Here is a 20,588-nt window from a genome sequence, read left to right on the forward strand (position 1 = left end):
CCCACTGTCTTACGTCTGTAAGACAACTCGGTCAGCATCCAGCCGCGCCCGAGCCGTTGTCAAGGGCGTCCCGCGATCGTGTCAGTGCCGGAAGGCCTCCGCGAGCCACCACGAACCGCCGTCGTCGGCGATCTTCGCGTCGATGACCAGGGGCGCGTCGCGTGGTCCGGCGAGCCAGTCCTTCACCGCGAAGAGGTCCTCCGCCGACCGGACGGTGACGCCGGCGCAGCCGAACCCGCGGCCGATGGCGGCGACGTCGGAGTCGGGGAACCGGACGGTGGTCATGTCGGCGTCGCCGAAGTGGTGGACCTCCGCGCCGTACGCGGCGTCGTTGTACACGATCACGACCAGCGGCAGGCGCAGCCGGACCGCGGTGTCCAGTTCGGACAGTGCCATGTGGAACCCGCCGTCGCCGGTGCCGAGCACCGGCAGCCGGTCCGGGCGGGCGAGCGCGGCGCCGATCGCCGTGCCCAGCCCCAGGCCGACGCTCTGGAACGCCTGGGTGAAGCAGAACCCCAGCTCGTCGGGGACCGAAAGGTACGCACTCGGGTAACCCATGAAGTTGCCGGAGTCGATCGAGACGATCCGCTCGGCGGGCAGCAGGTCGTCCAGGAGCTTGCTGAGCGTCCGCGGGTCGATCCGGCCGCCGCGGGACAGGTCGTCGTGCTCGACGTCGTTCCAGCGCCCGGTCGCCGCGATCCGGCCGGCGACGTCTTCGGTCCGGTAGCCCACCGCCTGGTGGTCGCCGAGTTCGCTCAGGACGTCTTCGGCGGTGCAGCCGGCGTCGCCGACGATGCCGAGGTCGATCGGCCGGTGCGCCCCGAGCGCACCCTGCTCGAGGTCGACCTGGACCAGCTTCGCGTGCGGGCTGAGCAGCGTCCCGTGGCGGGTGGTCCACATGTTCAGCGCGCAGCCCCACCCGACGACGAGGTCGGCGCCGACGATCAGCTCCGCGGCCGCCGGTGAGGCGAACCCGCCCGAGATGCCCAGCGCGAACGGGTCGTCGTGGAAGAGCCCGTGTGCGACGGCCGACGTCGCCAGGAGCGCTCCGCTGCGCGAAGCCAGCTCCCGCAGCGGTTCCCGGCTCCCGCGGGCGCCGCGCCCGGCGACGAACACCGGCCGTTCGGCGGCGATCAGGAGGTCCGCCAGGTCGGCCGCCGCGCCGATGTCGGGGCGCATCGGGGCCGGTCCGGAGATCGACGGCAGCACGTCCGGCAGGCCGGGCGCGGCCTGCGCCTGGACGTCGAGCGGCAGGTTCAGCACCACCGTCCGGCGCTGCTGCCGGGCCGTCCGGAAGGCCCGCACGGTGTCGGCGACCGCGGTCGCGGCGGAGTGCACCCGCTCGGGCACCGCGCCGACCGACGCGGCCAGCGCGTCCTGGTCGATCCGGAAGTTCGACAGCACCGACGAGCCCGCGGAGTCGGCGGTCAGCACGAGCATCGGCGTCCGGCTCTTGGCCGCCTCGGTGATCCCGGTGACGGCGTTGCTCAGCCCGCAGCCCTGGTGCAGCGACAGCACCGAGACCTTCCCGCTGATCCGCGCGTAGGCGTCGGCCATGCTCGCCGCGCCGCCCTCGTGGCGGGCCGCGACGAACCGGACGCCGCCCGCGCGCAGTGCGTTGGTGACCTCGAAGTTCCCGCTGCCCACCACGCCGAACGCCGTCCCGGCGCCGAGGCCGGCCAGGGTGCGGCCGACGAGTTCGGCGACGTTCACCGCTCCACCAGGGCCAGCACGCGCGCCGGGCTGCCGGAACCGCCGACGATCGGCAGCGGGGAGACGATCAGCAGCACGCCGGCCGGCGGCAGCGACGCGAGGTTCCGCAGCTGCGTCAAGCCGTGTTTCCCGGCGCCCAGCAGCAGATCGTGGCAGGGGAACATCGGCTCGAGCCCGGGCGCCTGGCCCGCGTCGGTGCCGACGGTCTCCACGCCGAACCCGGTGATCGGGGCCTCCTCGGCGAGCCACCGCGCGCACTCCGCCGAGACGCCGGGGGTGTGCGAGCCGGTCTCGTCGGCGTTGAGGAACTCGTCCTGGTTCTCGCTGCGCGTGTCCCAGCCCGTGCGGTAGAGCAGCCAGCCGCCGGCCGGCAGCGGCCCGTGGTCGGCCGTCCACGCCGTCACGTCGTCGACCGAGAGCAGGAAGTCCGGGTCCTCGGCCGCCCGCGCCGAGAAGTCGAGCACGACCGCCGGCGCGACGAGCGTCTTCAGCGGCACCTGCGAGACGTCGTGGCCGTCCTTTCCGGACACCCAGTGCACCGGCGCGTCGAGGTGGGTGCCGGTGTGCTCGCCGGTGTGGATGTCGTTCCAGTACCACCGCGGGCCGCGCTCGTCGTAGCGGCTGATCTCCTCGAGGCGGAACGGGATGGTGTTGGCGAAGGGTTCGGGCAGCCGGAGGATCGGCGTGCTCGAGCTCAGCGGGGCGGTGAGGTCGACGATCTCGACCGCCCCCGAGGTGATCGCCTGGCCCAGTCCGTCCAACAACGACATGCCTGCCTCCCGGTGCGGGTGAACGTCTCGTCCGAGACCCTATGCCGGTAGCCCGGTCCTTGACAGGGCCGCGGATCCGGTGTTGTCTTAATGTCGTAGGACAGTAGGAGGGTGTGGGGTGATCGAGTTCGTCCTGGACGGCCGCTCGCGGGTCGCCACGTACATGCAGCTCGTCCTGCAGGTGAAACAGGCGCTGCGCGTCGGCCTGCTCCGGGACGGTGACCAGCTGCCGAAGGTGCGTGAAGTGGCGCAGGCGCTGGCGATCAATCCGAACACGGTGCTCAAGGCCTACCGCGAGCTGGTGCTGGAGGAGCTCGCGGAGGGCAAGCCGGGAGTGGGCACGTTCGTCACGGGCACCCTCGCCGGGCCGTCGCTGGGGTTCCAGGCGCGGTTGCGCGAGGAGCTGGTGGCCTGGCTGGAGCGCGCGGAAGAGGCGGGGATGTCGGGCGACGACATCAGCGCGCTGATCGACACGACGATGCGCGGCAGCACGCCGCCGTTCGACCAATCGAAGCTGTAGTGACCCCGAGGGGAGTCCGACGATGGAGCTGGCGGTGGAGGCCAGGGCGCTGGGCAAGCGCTACGGGCGCAGCTGGGCGCTGCAGGACTGCGCGCTGACACTGCCCGCCGGGCGGATCGCCGCGCTGGTCGGCCCGAACGGCGCGGGCAAGTCCACGCTGCTGCACCTGGCCGTCGGGCTGCTGCGGCCCGACGCGGGGGAGGTGCGCGTCTTCGGCCGCGATCCGCGTGAGGGCCCCGCGGTGCTCGCCGACATCGGGTTCGTCGCGCAGGACACCCCGGTGTACCGGGACTTCACCGCGGCGGAGCTGGTCACCATGGGCGGCAAGCTGAACCGCCACCGGTGGGACGCCGCGCTGGCCCGCGAGCGGCTCGCCGCGCTCGGCATCCCGCCGGACAAGGCCGTCGGCAAGCTGTCGGGCGGCCAGCGGGCGCAGGTCGCGCTGGCGCTCGCCCTGGCCAAGCGTCCGCGGCTGCTGCTGCTCGACGAGCCCATCGCGAGCCTCGATCCGTTGGCGCGCCGCGAGTTCATGCAGGCGCTGATGGGCGCGGTGGCCGAAAGCGAGACCACGGTGCTGCTGTCCTCGCACCTGCTGGCCGACCTCGAACGCAGCTGTGACTACCTGATCGTCCTGCAGTCCTCCCGCGTCCAGCTGACCGGCGCGGTGGACGAGCTCCTCGACGCGCACCGCACGCTCACCGGTCCACGCGCCGGCAGCGAGTCCATCGGCGGGGTCGCGGAAGTCGTCCGCGCCAGCCACACCGACCGCCAGTCGACGCTGCTGGTCCGCCGCGGCGCCGGCCCGATCGATCCACTGTGGACGGAACACGAAGTGACCCTGGAGGACCTGGTGCTCGCCCACCTCGCCGCTGCCGGACCCCGCGTCGCCCCGTCGGCCTGGGAGGTGCCGGCATGATCTGGCTGACCTGGCGCCAATACCGCAGGCAAGCTTATTTCACCCTCGCCGTCCTCGTGGCGCTCGCCGCGATCATGGTCCCGACCGGCCTGGCGATGCACACGAAGTTCGTGGACTCGGGTCTGGCCGCCTGCCGCGCCGCGCTCGGCAAGGCGCCGATGATCACGCAGACGGACTCGGTGGCGAACTGCGACAGCCTCGCCCACCAGTTCCAGCAGCAGTTCGGCGGCCTGGTGTTCGTCGCCGTCCTGTTCGTGATCCTGCCGGTGCTGGTCGGCGTGTTCTTCGGCGCGCCGCTGATCGCCCGTGAGGTCGAGCAGGGCACCCACCGTCTGGTGTGGACACAGGGCGTGAGCCGGCAGCACTGGGCGCTGGTCAAGTTCGGGCTGGTCGGCGGGATCACCGCGGTCCTGGCCGTCGGGTACGCGCTGGGCGTGTCGTGGTGGTTCGAGCCGCTGGTCGCCGCGACCGGGCGGCTGGGCTACTTCGCCTTCGACGTCCAGGGTGTCGTCCCGATCGCGTACACGCTGTTCGCCCTCGCACTGGGGATCTTCGCCGGGACGTACTGGACGAAGGTGCTGCCCGCCATGGGAATCTCGCTCGTCGGCTACGCGGTCGTCCGGGTCGCGATCGAGGCCTTCGCCCGGCCGCGGTACCTGCCGGCGCAGACCCTCACGTTCGCACCGGACAGCAACCAGACCCCGAACACCGCGGCGGGCGACTGGGTGATGGACCAGGGCGTCCGCAACGCGGCGGGCGACATGGTCCTGCCCGACGCCCAGATCGGCCCCTGCGGAGCCGAGGGGTGCGGCACCGGTGGTGCCGGCCCGGGCGCCTACAACTGGGTGCAGTTCCAGCCGGGGGACCGGTTCTGGACGTTCCAGGGCATCGAGACGGGCGTCTTCGCGGTGCTGACGGCGGCGTTGGTCTTTTTCGCGATCCGGCGAGTGCGTGTGCTCGCCTGACGGTCGTGGGCGCGCGCTGCTCGGTTGCACGGCGGAGCGGAGTGGTCGCCGGGGTGGCGTCACGGCGAGAGCCGGCGCGATGCTGACGGCGGCTGATCCGCGGCCTGCATCCGATGATCGCGCAGCGCCTGCGGCCCGGGCCGGCGAACCGTCCGAAGCGCGAGAACTCCGCGGCGCGTGACCCACGCCGGCGCTGCGGCCGTTCGGGTGATCTGGTGGCCGAACCGGCCGAAGGGCACCCGGAGTGTCGGTGCGCCGCCGTATGGTCGCCGAAAATGAGGGTGGACAACGGTGCTGCCGGAGGGCGCGCGGAGGATTCGGAGCCGTGGCGGGTGTGTGTGCTGGACTCGTCGGGCCGGACACTGGGTGCCGGCATGCTGCTGGGCGAATCCACGGTGCTCACCTGCGCGCACGTCGTCCAGGCCGCCGCCGGGGAGGACCAGGCTCCGGCGCCTCCCCGTGAGGTCCTGGTCCGGTTCGTCGGCCTGCCGGGTGCCCCGGAGACCGCCGGCCGGGTGCGGCCCGGCTGCTGGGCGCCGCCGCTGGCCGACGGCCGGGCGGACGTCGCGCTGCTGGACCTGAGCGAAGGGTTCCCCGGGGTGCCGGGTGCCCCGCTGGTCCGGCTCGGCGCGGTGCGCGACCGGGTGGTGCACACCTACGGCTTCCCGCACCCGCACCGGCACGGCGTCTGGGTGAACGACGCGGAGCTGGCCGGGCCGGCCGGCGCCGGCGGCGAATGGGTCCAGCTGAACTCGAAGCCGCCCGGGGAACGCGTCCGCCGCGGGTTCAGCGGCGCCGGCGTGATCGACAAGGCGACCGGCGCGGTGCTCGGCATGGTCGTCACGGAGTACACCGACGAACGCGTCGGGCTCGCGTACCTCATCCCGGTCGAGACGATCGTCCGGCACGTCCCGGCGGTGGCACGGTGGGTGGGTGAGCCGCCGCGGCCGCCGGCCGGCCCGATCGTCGTCCTCATCGGCGACCGCGAATCGGCCGTCGTCCGGGATTTCCTGGCCCAGGCGCGGCGGGAGCGGCGGGTGTCCCGCCCACGCGCGCCGGGCCCGGGGCTCGGCGAGCGGCTCGCCGCGGTCGTCGACGCCACCGGCAAGACCGCCGGCGAAGTGGCCGAGCACGTCAGCGCCGGCATCGGCACCGAAGAGGTCACGACCGTGCTGGCGACCAACCCCGAGGAGGTCGCGGTGGCGGTGGCCGGGGTCGACGCGGCCCAAGCTCCCGAAGAAGTCCTCACCGAAGCGGTGAAACCGTTGATGGACAAGGGAGCCACGGTGCTCGTCCAGTTCAGCACGCCGGACTCGCCCGGCGTCGGTCTCGCCCGGCGCTGGGAGGGCGAACGCAACGCGCGCCGCCTCGACCGGCTGGCGCTGCTGGTCGAAATGGTGGACCACGAAGAGGAACGCACCCGCGACCTGGCGTCGCACGCCCACCCGGGCGTCGAAGTGCCCGGCCACGCCGCGGACCTGCGCCTGCGGCTGGCCGCGCTGCAGTCGGCGGGCGAGCACGTCGAGCCGGGCCGGGTGCGCCGCGCCCTGGCCGTGACCGAGCGCGACGCCGAGGCCGCCCGGCTGGAGCTCATCCGGCTGCACACCGAACTCGACGCCCGCGCGGCCCGCCACGACGAACTGCGCGGCCGGCTCCGCGGTTACAACGCCAAGGCCACCGACGCGGGCCTGATGGAAGACGAAGAACTGGGCGAGCTGTACCGCCCGGCGATGGCGGCGCTCGCCGCGGCCTCGGACGAGACGTCGGTAGCCGACCTGGTCGAGCGGTACGTGCGCGCGGTGCGCCGCCGGCTGGAGGGCGCGTGATGACCGAACCGGTGTGGTGCCACGGGAAACCGGTCGGGCCGATCGGGTTCTGCGAGGTGTGCGGCCGCCGTCGCCTCCCGGCCGAACCGCCGCCCGCGGACCCCGCGCCGAGCACGGAGAGCACCCGCCGCAGCGTCGAGTTCTGGGGCGGCGAGGCCGACTTCCAGTCACTGCCCGCGATCGAGGTGCCGGACCCCGAGAAGCTCGTCCTCGCCGACCCGGACTACCCCGAGCAGCACCGGTTCTGCGGCCACTGCGGGGACCCCGTCGGCCGCGCCTACGCCGGTGAGCCGGGGTTCGCCGAGGGGTTCTGCGAAAGCTGCGGTGAGCGGTTCTCCTTCCTGCCCAAGCTGAAGTCCGGCGACCGGGTCGGCGATCGCTACGTCGTCCTCGGTTGCTTCGCCCGCGGCGGCCTCGGCTGGGTGTACCTGGCCACCGACACCGCGCTCGGCGACCAGCACGTGGTGCTCAAGGGCGTGATCAACAGCGGCAGCGCCGTGCTGCGCGCGCTCGCGCGGGTCGAGCGGGACGTGCTCACCCGGCTCGACCACCCGAACATCGTGCGGATCGGCGACTTCGCCGAGCACCCGGCCCCCGGCGGCGGCGAGCCGGACACCTACATCGTGATGGAGTACGTCGGCGGCCGGTCGCTGCGCGACATCCTCGCGAAGGGGCCGGCGCCGCGGGTCGACCACGTGATCGTCTACGGCCGGGCGATCCTCGCCGCGCTGGACTACCTGCACGGCGAAGGCCTGCTGTACTGCGACATGAAGCCGGACAACGTGATCCACGGCGACAAGCGGGTCAAGGTCATCGACCTCGGCGCGGCCCGGCCGGACGACGGGTCGCCCGGCACCGGGGTCGGCACCGAAGGGTTCCAGGCCCCGGCGCACGAGCTGGCCCGGCACGGCCTGACCGTGCGCTCGGACCTGCACACCGTCGGCCGGACCCTGGAGGCGCTGCTGGACGCCGCCGCCCCGGACCCCGACCCGGCCCGCATCGCCGGCGGTCTCGGCTCGCTGCGGCGGGTGCTCGGGCGCGCGGTCGGGCCGTTCGAGCGGCGGTTCGCCTCGGCGTCGGAAATGGCGGAGCAGCTCGACGGCGTGCGCCGCGAAATCCTTTCCCTGCGCGACGAACGGCCGCGTCCGGTGCCTTCGGCCCTGTTCGAGGACACCGCGGAACTGCTCGACACCGGGCTGGGCGCGGTCCCCGGCCTCGACCGCTGGGCCGGCGGCGAGTTCCTGCGCGGACACCTGACAACGGGCCTGCCGGACGCGGCCGAGGGCGCGGCGTGGCTGCCGATCCCGCGGATCGACCCGGACGACCCGGCCGCGGAGTTCATCGCCGCCGCGGGCGCGCACAGCCCGCAGCGCTGGCTGGACAAGCTGGCCCTGTTCGACGGGAGCTCCGTCGAGATCGAGTTCGCCCGGGCCCGGGCGCTGATCGCCCTGGCGGACCGCCGCGGCGCGGCGGAAGCACTGTCCACGGCGGAGACGCTGCTGGGCCCCGAAGCCACCCGCGACTGGCGGACGTCCTGGCACCACGGCCTGCTGGCCCTGGTCCGGTGCACCGCCGAAGCCACCGAAGCCGCCGAAGCCGCCGAAGCCGCCGAAGCCGCCGAAGCCGCCGAAGCCGCCGAGACAGCAGGGGCCGCCGAGGAGGCCGGAGGCGCGGCGCAGGCCTGGTCTGCCGGAGCCGGCGAGTACGCCGGAGCTGCCGGATCCGGTGGGACAGCGGGGACTGCCGGAGTTGCCGGTGCGGCGGGGGTAACCAGGGCCGTTGGTGCGGCTGGAGAAGCGGGGCGAACTGGAACTGCCGGATTCGGCAGAGCCACGGGGATCGCCGGAGCAGCCGGGCCGGCCGGAGCAGCCGGGCCGGCCGGAGCCGCCGGGGTGGGCAGAGCCGCTGGGGGAGCCGGAGCTGCCGGGGTCGACAGAGGCGCCGGGGCGACCGGCATCGCCGGGGGAGCCGGAGTTGCAGGGTCCAGTAGAGGTGCCGGGCCGGCCGCCGCCGGGGGAGCCGGCGCCGCTGGGGTAGCCGGAGTCTCCGGGGGAGCCGGAATCGCTGGGCCCGGCAGTGCTGCCGGGTCTGCCAGACCTGGTGGAGCAGCCGGGCCGGTCAGAGCCGCCGGGGTAGGCAGAGCCGCCGGGGTAGGCAGAGCCGCTGGGGGAGCCGGACTTGCGGGGTCCGGCAGAACCTCCGGGCTGGCCAGAGTGGCCGGGGTTTTCAGAGCTTCCGGGGTGGTCAAAGCCTTGCGAACCACCCGCGCCGCCAAGACCGCCGGAGCCGCCAGGACCACCCGCGCCGCCAGGACCGCCGGAGCCGCCAGGACCGCCGGTGCCGCCGGAGCCGCGACGGACCTCGGGACCGTCAAAGACCCCGCGGCCGTCAAGGCGGCTGCGTCCGCCAGAGCCGCCAGAGCCGCCAGAGCCGCCAGAGCCGTCAAGGTCGCCGAAGCGCTCGAAGCCGCCGAAGGGGCGTTCGATCGGGTGCACCGGAACCGGCCCGGTGAGCTTGCTCCGAAACTCGCGCTCGGCTTCTGTGCCGAACTGCGCGCGGCCGCCGAGCCGGCCAAGGCGCCCGAGACCGCGGCCGAAGCCGAAGCCGAGATCGCCAGGGTTGCCGATCTCGTCGAGGTGGCCGAGGGCTGCTACCGCTCCGTGTGGCATCGCGACCACAGCCAGGTCAGCGCCGCGTTCGGGCTGGCTCGCTGCTACCTCCGCAGCCGGGGGCGGGACGCCGCCGTCGCCGTGCTCGACGCCGTGCCGCCCGTCTCCCGGCACTACGACGCCGCGCGGATCGCCGCCGTGCGGATCCGGGCCGGGCGGCTGCCGTCCGGGCCGCCCAGCCGGGACGACCTCGCCGACGCGGCCCGGCGGTTGCCGGAGGTCTACCTCGATCCCGAAGCCCAGGACCGGCTCGAGACGCTCGTGCGCGAGGCCGCACTGGCCACGTTCGACAACCCGGACGACAGCGAGGCGTGGACCGGCGGGGCGCTGCTGGGCGAGCCCGTCACCGAGAACGGCGTGCGCGCCCGGCTGGAGCAGTCCCTGCGCCGGCTCGCCGAGCGGGCGCGCGACCGGAACGAACACGGCGTGCTGGTCGATCTCGCCAACTCCGTCCGCCCCAAGACCGGAAGGTGATCCCTCCGATGCCCGACCGGGACAGCCCGTCGTTCACCCTTCAGCTGAGCCAGAACAAGTACCTGGCCCCGTCGGACGACCGGATGGACGCGGTCCTCACCGTGCGCGTGGGCGAAGCCGGCGCCACGGCGGCGGCCGGGCTGCCGGAGACCGCCGAACTGCTGCTGGTGGACTGCTCCAGCTCGATGGACTGGCCGCCCACGAAGATCGAGGCCGCGCGGCACGCCTGCAAGGTCGCGGTCGACTCGCTGCGCGACGGCGTCCGGTTCGGCGTCGTCGAGTGCACCGGGCACGCCCGGCTGGTCTACCCGCCGGGGCCGGAGCTGGCCGTGGCGGACGAGCGGACCCGGCACGAGGCCAGGACCGCGGCGGCCGGGCTGATCGCCGGTGGCGGCACCGCGATGAGCACGTGGCTGGAGCTGGCACGGGAGCTGTTCCGGGCGAGCCCGGGGGCGATCCGGCACGCCGTGCTGCTCACCGACGGCAAGAACGAGTCCGATCGGACGGGCGCGCTGGAGGCCGCGCTCGACCGTTGCCGCGGCGAATTCGCGTGTGACGCCCGGGGGATCGGCGACGACTGGGAGCCGCGGGACCTGCAGCGCATCGCGTCCGTGCTGCGCGGCACCGCCGACGCCGTGCTGGAGGACGCCGAGCTGGCCGGGGACTTCCGGCGGCTGGTCGAGCGGGCGATGGGCCGGACGGTGCCCGACCTCCGGCTGCGGCTGACCACGCTGCCCTACAGCCGGTTGCGGTTCGTCAAGCAGGTCTTCCCGTCCGAAGTGGACCTCACGACGCAGTGCCGGGCCGAAGACCGCGCGATCGAGCTGCCCACCGGCGCCTGGGGCGACGAGCTGCGCGAGTACCACCTCTGCCTCGACGTCGCGCCGGCCGAGCTGGGCCGGAACGAAGACCGGCTGCTCGGCACCGTGACCCTGGTCGTGGGGGACGAGGAGGGTGCCGTCGTCGCGGTCGGCGAGGCCCAGGCGGTCGTGGCCTACCTGACCGACGACCTGGCGTTGTCGAGCGTGCCGGACGAGCACGTCGCCCGCGCCACCGGCCAGGCCGAACTGGGCCGGGCGGTGCGGGCCGGCTGGGACGCCTTCGCGCGGGACGACCGGGCCGAGGCGGTGCGGGAATGGGGTGCGGCGGTCCGGCTCGCGACCGGGCTGGGCAACACGGAGATCCTCAAGCGCCTGGGCCGGCTGATCGACGTGGGCGACGACGGCGAGGTGTCCGTCAAGGACGGCGTGCGCCCGCGCGACGGCTTCTCGCTCGTGCTGGGCTCGACCGTCTCCGCGATTCCCGGCGCCGCGGCGCCGGCCGCGGCTGCCGCCCCCGGAAGCGGCGGAGCGCCGCGCAAGTGCGTCCACTGTGGACATATGGTCCGGCCGACGGCGAACCGGTGCGGGCACTGCGGGAAGCCGCCGGCGGAGGTGCCGTCGTGACCGGGCCCGCACGCAGCACCACCCGGGCCACCCTCTGGTGGCTGCGGCTCGGCCTGGTGGCCGGCAGCGTGCTGGTGCTGGCCACCGCGCTGGTCACCCTCCTCCAGGCGCGGGCGAGCATCACCGAGGTCCGCGAGCGCACCGCGCCCGCGGTGCTCGAGGTGTCGCTCGCCAAGGAGGCCCTGGTCGCGGCCCACGGCGCCGCCGTCGCCGCCTTCGAGCACGGCCAGGCGCGCCTGACCGGCCCCAGCGAGCAGTACGAAGACCAGATCGCCCGAGCCGGTCAGCAGCTCGCCCAGGTCGCCGAGCACAACGCGGCCGGCGAGCCGGGCAGCCAGACGCTGCGGCTGATCGAAGGGCTGCTGCCGGCGTACAACAGCTTCATCGGGCAGGCCGACGCGCACTTCCGGCAGGACGCCGGCGGCCCGCTCGCCGCGAGCAACCTGCAGTCCGCGTCCGACCTGCTGACCGCGGGGGAGAACGGCATCCTCGCGCGGCTCGACACACTCGCCGCGGCCGAGCGCGCCGCGCTGGACGAGCAGCTCGCCACCGCGTGGCTCGACCCCGCGATCACGCTGCTGTGGGCGATGCCGCTGCTGGCCCTGCTCGGCGGGCTGTGGTGGACGCAGCGCTTCCTCGCCCGCACCTTCCGGCGTGCGGTGAACCCCGCGCTGCTCGCCGCGACCGCGGTCCTCGTGCTCCTGGGCGCGGCGACGGCGTTCCTGCTCGGGGTGCAGTCCGCCGCGCGTGACAGCGGGACCGCGCTGGAGCGCACCGTGGACACGGTCTCCGCCACCACGGCGGCCGGGGCCGGCCAGGCCCAGCGGACGCTCGCCCAGGTCCTGGTCGCCCAGTGCGGTGGCGCGGGGGCCACCGCCTGCGGCGACACGGTGACCGCGTTCGCCGCCGCCGCGCCCGCCGCCCAGGCCGTGCCCGCTGCGGCGTCGGCCGACGTCGGCGAGGCGGTCCTGCTGGGGCCGGGGCTCACGGCGCCGGGCTGGACCGGCGTCCTGGGCTGGGGGATCCCGGTCCTGGCCGTCGGGGCCGGGCTCCTGGTCGTCGCGGGCCTGCAACCGCGGCTCGACGAATACCGGTTCCGCGAGACGAGAGGCGGGAGCCGGTCGTGACCAGGCGACGCGTTGTCCTCGGGGTGATCGCGATACTGGCCGTCCACTTCGGACTGTCCGGCTGCGCGGCCGGCACCGGCCCGGACGTGGTGAGCGTGCTCGGGCCGTGGACCGGCGACGAGCAGACCGCGTTCGAGCAGGTGCTCGACGGGTTCACCCGGGAGACCGGGATCGAGGTGCGGTACCAGGGCACCCGCGCGCAGAACCAGGTCCTGCGCGGCGACCTGCAGCAGGGCACGCCGCCCGACGTCGCGGTGCTGTCCAACCCGGCCGAGCTCGCCGGGTACGCCGCCTCGGGTGAGCTGAAGCCGCTGGACGACGTCCTCGGCGCCGAAGCGGCCGGCGCGTACAGCCCGCAGTGGCTGCGGTTGCAGCGGCTCGGCGGCACCGCGATGTACGTGGTGGCGGTGAAAGCCGACCTGAAGAGTGTCGTCTGGTACAGCCCGGCGACGTTCACCCAGCCCGAGCCGGCCACCTGGGAGCAGCTGGTGGCCATCGGGCAGCGGCTCGCCGCGGGCGGGCAGCGACCGTGGTGCCTCGGCATGGGTGCGCCGCCGAACTCCGGGTTCCCCGGCACGGACTGGATCGAGGACATCCTGCTGCACCGCGCCGGGCCGTCGGCCTACCGCGCCTGGGCGGCGGGCCGGCTGGCGTGGACCGACGCCGGCGTGCGCGACGCGTGGCAGAGCTGGGGCACGCTGGTCCTGGCGCCGGGCGCGGTCCGCGGCGGCAGCACGGCGGCGCTGCTCACCTCGTTCGCCGACGCCGGCAAGGCCCTGTTCACCGACCCGCCGGGGTGTGTGTTCGAGCACCTGGGCTCGTTCGCGATCGGCGGTTACACCGCGATCCGCCGTCCCGGCGGCCCGCCCGTGCCCGACCGGGACTTCCGGTTCTTCCCGTTCCCGGGCGCCGGCACCACCGGGCCGTCCGAAGTCGCCGCCGACCTCGCCGGGATGTTCCACGACACCCCCGCCGCGCGCCGGCTCATGGCCTACCTGGCCGGAGAGCAGGGGCAGCGGATCTGGCCGTCCGGCGGGACCACGTTCTCCGTGGACCAGCGCCTGGTCGATCAGGACGTCTACCGCGGCGACGTCGGCAAGCGGATCGCCCGCACCCTCGCGCAGGGCACGGACCTGTGCTTCGACGCGTCGGACCTGATGCCCTCGGCGATGAGCAGCGCGTTCTACCAGGCGGTGCTCGAGTACCTGGCCCACCCCGACCGGCTCGGCACCCTGCTCGGCGAACTGGAGCAGGTGCGCCGCAGCATCGGCCCGCAACAGTGGCTCGACCTGCCGTGCGGGCCGGCCTGAAGCGTTTCCCTACGACGAAAGGACATCCGGTGCCGGAGTACGTGCGGTTCCCGCTGACCGGCGGTGGCTCGGTGGTGGTCGAGGTCGAAGTCGAACCGGGCTTCGAACGGGCGGCGCTGCCCTCGGGCGCGCTCCGCAAAGCGGCGACGACCTTCGAGCACGCGCTGGCCGAGGTCCGCACGGCCGCGGGCGCGGCGCTGGCCCAGTTCCGCGACCTGGGCCCGGATGAGGTCGAGCTGAAGTTCGGCGTGAAGCTGGACGCCCAGGCGGGCGCGGTGATCGCCCGCACGGGTCTGCAGGGCCAGTTCGAGGTCAAGCTGAAGTGGGTCCGCGACGGCGCCGAGCCGTCCACTGAGGACAGTGCGGACGCCGCGGAGGAAGCGCCGGCTCCGGGGTCGCCGGGCGCGCCGTAGCCCCGGCCCCGGCCCCGGCGACGCGCGATCGGCGCCGATTGCGCCCCCGCGCGTCCGGCCTCCGACGAACGGCGGATTTACAACGTTGTATCCAGCGGGTAGGACTGTTTTTACAACGTTGTAACGAACGCGGAGGCTGATTCCCGTGCCGCTGAGCCGCAGGCAGTTCGTCGCCGGAGCCGTCGCCGCCGGTCTGTTCGCGAGTACGCGGGACGCCGGGGCCGCCGTTCCCGGCGGCCGCACCGTCGCCCCCGCGGCCGGCGGGCTCTACACGCCGAACGCGGCTCCGCTCCGGCCCACCGCTTTCCTCAAACTCCCGCCGGGCGCGGTCACCGCGCGCGGCTGGCTCGCCGGGCAGCTGCGCCTGCAGCTCGACGGCCTCTGCGGGCACTACGCGCAGACGTCGCACTTCCTCGACTTCGCCACCAGCGGCTGGGTGCACCCGGAGCGCACCGGCTGGGAGGAGGTGCCGTACTGGCTGCGCGGGTACGTCGACCTCGCCGCGGTCACCGGCGACGCCACCGCGAAAGCCACCGCCGGCAAGTGGATCGACGCGATCCTCGCCACTCAGCAGTCCGACGGCTTCTTCGGCCCGACGGCGCTGCGCACCGCGCTCGACAACGGCCCCGACTTCTGGCCGTACCTGCCGCTGCTGCAGGCGTTGCGGTCGTGGCAGGAATGGACCGGCGACACACGCGTCGTCCCGTTCCTGACCCGCTTCCTGCGCTACATGAACGCGCAGGGGCCCAGCGCGTTCGACTCCGGCTGGGTGTCCGTCCGCTGGGGTGACGGGCTCGACAGCGTGTTCTGGCTGTTCAACCGCACCGGCGACACGTTCCTGCTCGACCTCGCCGACAAGATCCACACCTACGGGGCCAACTGGGTCGGGAACCTGCCGAGCCTGCACAACGTCAACGTCGCCCAGGGTTTCCGCGAGCCCGCGCAGTACGCGCTGCGCACCGGCTCGGCGTCGCTGACCCAAGCCACCTACCAGGACTACAGCACGGTCATGGCCACCTACGGCCAGTTCGCCGGCGGCGGCTTCGCGGGCGACGAGAACGCGCGCCCCGGCTTCGGCGACCCGCGGCAGGGCTTCGAGACGTGCGGGATCGTCGAGTTCATGGCCAGCCACCAGCTGCTCACCCGGCTGACCGGCGACCCGGTGTGGGCCGACCGCTGCGAGGACCTCGCGTTCAACTCGCTGCCCGCCGCGCTGGACCCGGCCGGGCGCGCGGTGCACTACATCACCAGCGCGAACAGCGTCGACCTCGACAACGTGCCCAAGAGCGAAGGCCAGTTCCAGAACGGCTTCGCGATGCAGGCCTACCTGCCCGGCGTCGACCAGTACCGCTGCTGCCCGCACAACTACGGCATGGGCTGGCCGTACTTCACCGAGGAACTCTGGCTGGCCACCCCGGACAACGGGCTCGCGGCCGCGATGTACTCCGCCAGCAGCGTCACGGCGAAGGTCGCCGACGGCACCCCGGTGACCATCACCGAAGACACCACCTACCCGTTCTCCGAGCAGGTCACCTTCACCGTCCGGACGCCTCGGAGCCTGGCTTTCCCGTTGTACTTCAGGATTCCCGCGTGGTGCGCGGCGCCGCGGCTGGTCGTCGCGGGCGTGTCGGTCGCGGTGACGGCCGGGCCGTCGTTCGCGAAGGTCTCGCGGACCTGGGCGGACGGCGACGTCGTCACGCTGACGCTGCCGCAGCGCACGACCGTGCGGACCTGGAGCGCGAACCACGACTCGCGGTCGGTCGACCACGGCCCGCTGACCTACTCGCTGAAGATCGGCGAGAGTTACCAATCGCTGGGCGGTTCCGCGCAGTTCCCGCAGTACGCCGTGCACGCGACGACGCCGTGGAACTACGGCCTGGCCCCCGACGCGGCGCTGACCTTCTCGGCGGCCGGGGGAACGTTGCCCGCCAACCCGTTCACCCCGGACGCCGTCCCGGTGAAGATCACCACCTCGGCGCGGAAGATCGCCGAGTGGACCGCGGACGACCAGCACGTCGTCACGCCGCTGCAGGCGTCCCCGGCGAAGAGCGACGCGCCGGTCGAGACGATCACGCTGATCCCGATGGGCGCGGCGCGGCTGCGCGTCACGTCGTTCCCGACGGCGGCGCCGGACGGGCACCCGTGGCTGCCGGGCGGCGGGGGAGCGGCCCTCAGGATCGTGAACCGCAACTCCGGCAAGGTCTTGGGTGTCGATCAGATGTCCACAGCGGACAGTGCGCGGGTGGTGCAGTTCGCCGACAACGGGACCGACGACCACCTCTGGTACCTGGTCGCGAACGGCGACGGCTGGTACCGGATTCGCAACCACCACTCGGGCAAGGTGCTCGGTGTCGACCAGATGTCCACAGCGGACAGCGCGCGCGTGGTGCAGTTCGCCGACAACGGCACGGCGGATCACCTCTGGCAGCTGGTCGACAACGGCGACGGCTGGTGGCGGCTGAAGAACCGCAATTCCGGCAAGGTCCTCGGCGTCGACCTGATGTCGACGGCGGACAGCGCCCAGGTGGTCCAGTTCGCCGACAACGGAACCGCGGACCACCTCTGGCAGCTGCGTTAGCGAGTCTGCCGCGGCTTGTCGTGAGTGTTCAGGGCGGTTCTAACCGCCCTGAACACCCACGACAGGGCGGGCTCAGCGCTTGACGCCGACGATCCCGGCCACGCACTTCGCGGAGCCGCTGAGCGGGGTGAGCCGGGGGCCGTCGGGCCACCACTCGTCGCACACCGACAGGCCCGGGGCGGACGTCGCGTTGGGCTGCAGGAACTCCAGGCCCGGCAGCATCGCCTCGATCTCGGTGCGGGTGCGGAACCGGCCGGCGCCGAGGGGGCCCTGGGTCAGGATGTCCTCGATGCGCTTGGCGATCGCGGTCAGCTCCGGCACCTCGGGGTCGAAGAAGTGCGACAGCACCACGTACGAGCCCGGCGCGAGCGCGTCGATGTACTCGCGCATGACGTCGGCGGCGCCGTCACCCTCGAAGTGGTGCATGGTGCCGACGTGCAGCAGGGCGACCGGCTCGGCGAAGTCGATGTGCCGCAGCACTTCGTCGTTGCCCAGCACCGCTTCCGGCTTGAAGATGTCCGCCTCGACCATGTGCGTGAAGTCGTTTTCGGCGAGCAGCGCGCGGCCGTGCGCCAGGACCACCGGGTCGTTGTCGATGTAGACGACGCCAGTGTCCTTGTCGATGCGCTGGACGATCTGGTGCGTGTTCTCCGCGGTCGGCAGCCCGGACCCGCAGTCGACGAACTGCCGGATCCTGGTCTGGGTGGCGAGCATCCGCAGCGCGCGGTTGTGGAACCCGCGGTTGCCGCGGGCGATGTCCACCGCTTCCGGGACCGCCTGCCGGATCTTCTCCATCACGACGCGGTCGACTTCGTAGAAGTTGTGACCGCCGAGGAACCCGTCGTAGATCCGCGCGATGCTCGGCCGCTCCGGATCCACCCCCACCGGCTTCTGGCTGGGGGAACCCGGGGACGGGACGTCGGACATGGCGACCTCGCAGGACATCGGCGCGGCGTTGGGCCACCGAGCGTAGTAGGTCGCGTCCCCGCGGTAAACGCGAGGTCAGCCGCTCGGCCGAAGCCGCTGGTCCGGGATGTCGTCCCGGAAGTCGTCACGGCGTCCGACGCGTTCCCGGCGCAGCCGCGCCAGGTGCTGTTCGATCCGCCGGTCGAGGTCTCGCGCGGCCTCGGACAGTTCCGTCAGGTCGCGACGGGACCCCGGGTGGCCGAGCGCCCCCGTGTCCACTTCGTCCCCTGTCCTGTCCACTAACGGCACCTCCCGCGTCGGTTCGGTCCCTTCCCGTGCTGCGTTACTGCCCCATTCGGAGCACCCCAAAACCCCCGGGCGCCGGTGAGCCGGGGCACGCACGAGCACGTCCGGCAAAACCGCAGATCTGTCCGGCCGGGTCACCGGGAAAGCCCTGGTGCCAATTTTGACCAGGTGGTAGAAATCTTGTGGAGCTGTGGCGGGCCTCCGCCACCTTGATCTCAGGAGCTGGGGATGAGCCTGCTTTCCGTGCAGCTGTATTCGGTCCGCGACGCCTTCGCGGCCGATCCCGCCGACACCCTGCGGCGTCTCGCCGCGATCGGCTTCACGCAGGTCGAGCCGTACGGCGTCGTCGAGAACGTCGACGCCCTGCGGGCCGGGCTGCCGGCCAACGGCCTGACCGCGCCGACCGCGCACGCCCGGCTGATCGGCGCCGACCAGGCCGCCGTGTTCGCCGCGGCCGCCGAGCTGGGCATCGGCCTCGTGATCGACCCGCTGGTCAAGCCCGAGCAGTGGCAGGACCCGGCCGACATCGCCGCCACGGCCGACGCCCTCAACGCCGCCGCGAAGGTCGCGGCCGAGCACGGCGTCGGCGTCGGCTACCACAACCACTGGTGGGAGCTGGAATCCCGGATCGACGGCCGTGCCGCGTTCGAGGTGTTCGCCGACCAGCTCGACCCCGCCGTCGCGCTGGAGGTCGACACCTACTGGGCCACCGCGGGCGGCGAGGACGCGGCCGCGTTGCTGGGCCGGCTCGGCGACCGCGTCAAGGCGATCCACGTCAAGGACGGCGGCCTTGCCACCGACGCCACCGGCCAGCTCCCCGCCGGCCAGGGCCAGGTCCCGATCGCCGAGGTGCTCGCCGCCGCGCCGAACGCCCTGCGGGTGGTCGAGTTCGACGCCTTCGACGGGGACCTCTTCGAAGCCATTTCCGCCAGCCACGCCTTCCTGACCGGCGCCGGGCAGTGACCGGCGGGCCGGTCGGCGTCGGGTTCGTCGGCGCCGGCGTCATCAGCGGCACCTACCTCGAGAACCTGACGAGCTTTCCGGACGTCCGCGTCCTGCGTGTCGCCGACCTCGACACCGAGCGCGCGGCGGCGCGGGCGGCCGAGTATGGCGTGCCGCGCTCGGGCACCGTGGCCGAGCTGCTCGACGACCCCGACGTCGAGCTGGTGGTCAACCTGACCACCCCGGCTTCGCACGTCGATGTCGGGCTCGCCGCGCTCGAGGCGGGCAAGCACGTCTGGGCGGAGAAGCCGCTCGCGCTCGACCGCCAGACCGGCCGCAAGCTGCTGGACCGCGCGCGGGAGAAGGGCCTTCGCGTGGCCAGCGCGCCCGACACCGTGCTCGGCGCCGGGCTGCAGACCGCGCGCCGCGCGATCGACGAAGGCCGGATCGGGCAGCCGAACACCGCGCTCGCGCTGTTCCAGGTGCCGGGCCCGGAGAGCTGGCACCCCGCGCCGGAGTTCCTCTTCCAGGCCGGCGGCGGGCCGCTGCTGGACATGGGCCCGTACTACCTGACGACGCTGGTGCACCTGCTCGGCCCGATCCGCCGGGTCACCGGCGCCGGCGGCCGGGCGCGCGACACCCGCGTCATCGGGTCGGGGCCGCGCGCCGGGACGGAATTCCCGGTGACGGTGCCGACCACGGTCACCGCACTGGTCGAGTTCACCTCGGGCGGGTCCGCCCAGGTCGTGCTGAGCTTCGACTCGGCGTTGAGGCGCACCGGGTTCGTCGAGCTGACCGGCACGCTCGGCACGGCCGTGCTGCCGGACCCCAACCGGTTCGACGGGCCGACCGCGCTGCACCTGTTCGGCCGGGACGAGCCGGAGGAGCTGGCGCCGGAGGGGCACGCGGCGTCGCGCGGCACCGGCACGTTGGAGCTGGCGCGGGCGATCCGCGCCGGCGTGCCCGAACGCGCGTCCGGCGAGCTGGCCTACCACGTGCTCGACGCGATGCTGGCCATCGACGAGTCGCTGACCCGCGGGCAGCCGGTGGAGGTGGCGAGCGTCGTCGCCGTGCCGCCCGCGCTGCCGCTGGCCTGGGATCCCCGCGAGAAGACGCTCTAGAGCGGGACGGTGAGCAGGTTCTGCAGGGAAAACCGCAGCGAGCCGACCAGGTCCACGTCGCCGGGCACGGTCAGCCACTGCACCTGCAGGCCGTCCATCAAGGCGATGAAGGTCAGCGCCGCCACCCGTGGATCGACGCCGTCGCGCAGCTGGCCGCGCGCGGCCAGGACCTCGAACGACTCGCGCACCCCTTCGCGGGCGGCCCGGTAGTGCTCGACGAAGTAGTCGTGCGCGGGGTGGTCCGGGGCCACGGCTTCGGCGGCGAGGCGCGAGTAGAGGTCGACGATCCCGGGGTGGCGGACGTTGTGCTCGGCCAAGGCGACGAAGTGGCGCAGGACGTCGAGCCCGGCCGGGACGCGCAGCTGCTCGCGGTCGGAGTCCTCGGCGTCGCGGCGTTCGAGGACGGCGGCGAGCAGGGCTTCCTTGGTCGGGAAGTAGTAGAGGAGGCCGGCGTGCGTGATGCCGACGCGCTTGGCGATCTCCCGCAGCGACGAGCTGTGGTACCCGAGCTCGCCGTACGCCGCGGCCGCCGCCGTGATGATGTCCTCGCGGCGGATCCGGCCCTTCAGGTAGCCCCCGGTCACGGG

17 protein-coding genes are annotated in these 20,588 nt (G+C 73.5%); 12 read left to right on the forward strand and 5 right to left on the reverse strand.

Features of this window, described 5'->3' with window-relative positions; translation table 11 throughout:
* Window positions 1–81 precede the first annotated feature (81 nt).
* Entirely contained in the window at window positions 82–1,713 is a 1,632-nt protein-coding gene (locus OG494_RS05820; RefSeq protein ID WP_328452688.1) for a thiamine pyrophosphate-binding protein, read from the reverse strand.
* On the reverse strand, window positions 1,710–2,483 hold the full coding sequence (locus tag OG494_RS05825; RefSeq protein WP_328452689.1) for a cyclase family protein: 774 nt from the start codon (window positions 2,481–2,483) through the stop codon (window positions 1,710–1,712). Before OG494_RS05825 ends, OG494_RS05820 begins: the two co-directional genes overlap by 4 nt.
* Before the next feature lie 118 nt (window positions 2,484–2,601).
* Here OG494_RS05825 and OG494_RS05830 point away from each other — a divergent pair, with 118 nt between their 5' ends.
* The 10 genes from OG494_RS05830 to OG494_RS05875 all read left to right on the forward strand — a co-directional run bounded on the left by OG494_RS05830 (window position 2,602) and on the right by OG494_RS05875 (window position 16,726).
* Complete coding sequence (locus OG494_RS05830) at window positions 2,602–3,003, forward strand: GntR family transcriptional regulator (RefSeq protein ID WP_328452691.1); 402 nt, start codon at window positions 2,602–2,604, stop codon at window positions 3,001–3,003.
* A 22-nt stretch (window positions 3,004–3,025) separates the two neighbouring features.
* Window positions 3,026–3,919 carry an ABC transporter ATP-binding protein gene (locus OG494_RS05835; RefSeq protein ID WP_328452693.1) on the forward strand — a complete coding sequence of 298 codons (894 nt, stop codon included), beginning with the start codon at window positions 3,026–3,028 and terminating at the stop codon, window positions 3,917–3,919.
* Window positions 3,916–4,884 (forward strand): transporter, encoded by a 969-nt coding sequence (locus tag OG494_RS05840; protein ID WP_328452695.1) that lies wholly within the window; start codon window positions 3,916–3,918, stop codon window positions 4,882–4,884. Before OG494_RS05835 ends, OG494_RS05840 begins: the two co-directional genes overlap by 4 nt.
* Before the next feature lie 275 nt (window positions 4,885–5,159).
* Complete coding sequence (locus OG494_RS05845) at window positions 5,160–6,710, forward strand: S1 family peptidase (protein WP_328452697.1); 1,551 nt, start codon at window positions 5,160–5,162, stop codon at window positions 6,708–6,710.
* Window positions 6,710–9,853, forward strand: coding sequence for a serine/threonine-protein kinase (locus OG494_RS05850; protein WP_328452699.1), 3,144 nt, complete (start codon window positions 6,710–6,712; stop codon window positions 9,851–9,853). The genes OG494_RS05845 and OG494_RS05850 overlap by 1 nt, the downstream gene beginning before the upstream one ends.
* 8 nt (window positions 9,854–9,861) lie before the next feature.
* Complete coding sequence (locus tag OG494_RS05855) at window positions 9,862–11,298, forward strand: VWA domain-containing protein (RefSeq protein WP_328452701.1); 1,437 nt, start codon at window positions 9,862–9,864, stop codon at window positions 11,296–11,298.
* The gene (locus OG494_RS05860) at window positions 11,295–12,425 is read left to right on the forward strand and encodes a hypothetical protein (protein ID WP_328452702.1); all 1,131 of its coding nucleotides are present in this window, start codon (window positions 11,295–11,297) and stop codon (window positions 12,423–12,425) included. Before OG494_RS05855 ends, OG494_RS05860 begins: the two co-directional genes overlap by 4 nt.
* Entirely contained in the window at window positions 12,422–13,735 is a 1,314-nt protein-coding gene (locus tag OG494_RS05865) for an ABC transporter substrate-binding protein (protein ID WP_328452704.1), read from the forward strand. Before OG494_RS05860 ends, OG494_RS05865 begins: the two co-directional genes overlap by 4 nt.
* A gap of 29 nt (window positions 13,736–13,764) precedes the next feature.
* Window positions 13,765–14,148 (forward strand): CU044_2847 family protein, encoded by a 384-nt coding sequence (locus OG494_RS05870; protein ID WP_328452705.1) that lies wholly within the window; start codon window positions 13,765–13,767, stop codon window positions 14,146–14,148.
* Between the two features lie 145 nt (window positions 14,149–14,293).
* Window positions 14,294–16,726 carry an RICIN domain-containing protein gene (locus OG494_RS05875; protein ID WP_328452708.1) on the forward strand — a complete coding sequence of 811 codons (2,433 nt, stop codon included), beginning with the start codon at window positions 14,294–14,296 and terminating at the stop codon, window positions 16,724–16,726.
* A 72-nt stretch (window positions 16,727–16,798) separates the two neighbouring features.
* Here OG494_RS05875 and OG494_RS05880 read toward each other — a convergent pair whose 3' ends face one another.
* Together OG494_RS05880 and OG494_RS05885 are read right to left on the reverse strand one after the other, a co-directional pair.
* Entirely contained in the window at window positions 16,799–17,653 is an 855-nt protein-coding gene (locus OG494_RS05880) for an SAM-dependent methyltransferase (RefSeq protein WP_328458880.1), read from the reverse strand.
* A 75-nt stretch (window positions 17,654–17,728) separates the two neighbouring features.
* Window positions 17,729–17,932 carry a hypothetical protein gene (locus tag OG494_RS05885; protein ID WP_328452710.1) on the reverse strand — a complete coding sequence of 68 codons (204 nt, stop codon included), beginning with the start codon at window positions 17,930–17,932 and terminating at the stop codon, window positions 17,729–17,731.
* Window positions 17,933–18,166: 234 nt separating this feature from the next.
* Here OG494_RS05885 and OG494_RS05890 point away from each other — a divergent pair, with 234 nt between their 5' ends.
* Window positions 18,167–18,901, forward strand: a complete 735-nt coding sequence (locus tag OG494_RS05890) for a sugar phosphate isomerase/epimerase family protein (protein ID WP_328452712.1) — start codon at window positions 18,167–18,169, stop codon at window positions 18,899–18,901.
* Window positions 18,898–20,001, forward strand: a complete 1,104-nt coding sequence (locus tag OG494_RS05895) for a Gfo/Idh/MocA family protein (RefSeq protein ID WP_328452714.1) — start codon at window positions 18,898–18,900, stop codon at window positions 19,999–20,001. Before OG494_RS05890 ends, OG494_RS05895 begins: the two co-directional genes overlap by 4 nt.
* Here OG494_RS05895 and OG494_RS05900 read toward each other — a convergent pair.
* Window positions 19,998–20,585, reverse strand: a complete 588-nt coding sequence (locus OG494_RS05900) for a TetR/AcrR family transcriptional regulator (RefSeq protein ID WP_328452716.1) — start codon at window positions 20,583–20,585, stop codon at window positions 19,998–20,000. The two genes, OG494_RS05895 and OG494_RS05900, sit on opposite strands and share 4 nt — an antisense overlap.
* Window positions 20,586–20,588 lie beyond the last annotated feature (3 nt).

It is taken from the genome of Amycolatopsis sp. NBC_00438, from assembly GCF_036026695.1.
Taxonomy (GTDB): domain Bacteria; phylum Actinomycetota; class Actinomycetes; order Mycobacteriales; family Pseudonocardiaceae; genus Amycolatopsis.

Coding starts and splice junctions, on each gene's coding strand:
- OG494_RS05825 (WP_328452689.1), bottom strand. CDS start 2,483: ATGTCGTTGTTGGACGGACTGGGCCAGGCGATCACCTCGGGGGCGGTC.
- OG494_RS05835 (WP_328452693.1), top strand. CDS start 3,026: ATGGAGCTGGCGGTGGAGGCCAGGGCGCTGGGCAAGCGCTACGGGCGC.
- OG494_RS05840 (WP_328452695.1), top strand. CDS start 3,916: ATGATCTGGCTGACCTGGCGCCAATACCGCAGGCAAGCTTATTTCACC.
- OG494_RS05845 (WP_328452697.1), top strand. CDS start 5,160: ATGAGGGTGGACAACGGTGCTGCCGGAGGGCGCGCGGAGGATTCGGAG.
- OG494_RS05850 (WP_328452699.1), top strand. CDS start 6,710: ATGACCGAACCGGTGTGGTGCCACGGGAAACCGGTCGGGCCGATCGGG.
- OG494_RS05855 (WP_328452701.1), top strand. CDS start 9,862: ATGCCCGACCGGGACAGCCCGTCGTTCACCCTTCAGCTGAGCCAGAAC.
- OG494_RS05880 (WP_328458880.1), bottom strand. CDS start 17,653: ATGTCCGACGTCCCGTCCCCGGGTTCCCCCAGCCAGAAGCCGGTGGGG.
- OG494_RS05890 (WP_328452712.1), top strand. CDS start 18,167: ATGAGCCTGCTTTCCGTGCAGCTGTATTCGGTCCGCGACGCCTTCGCG.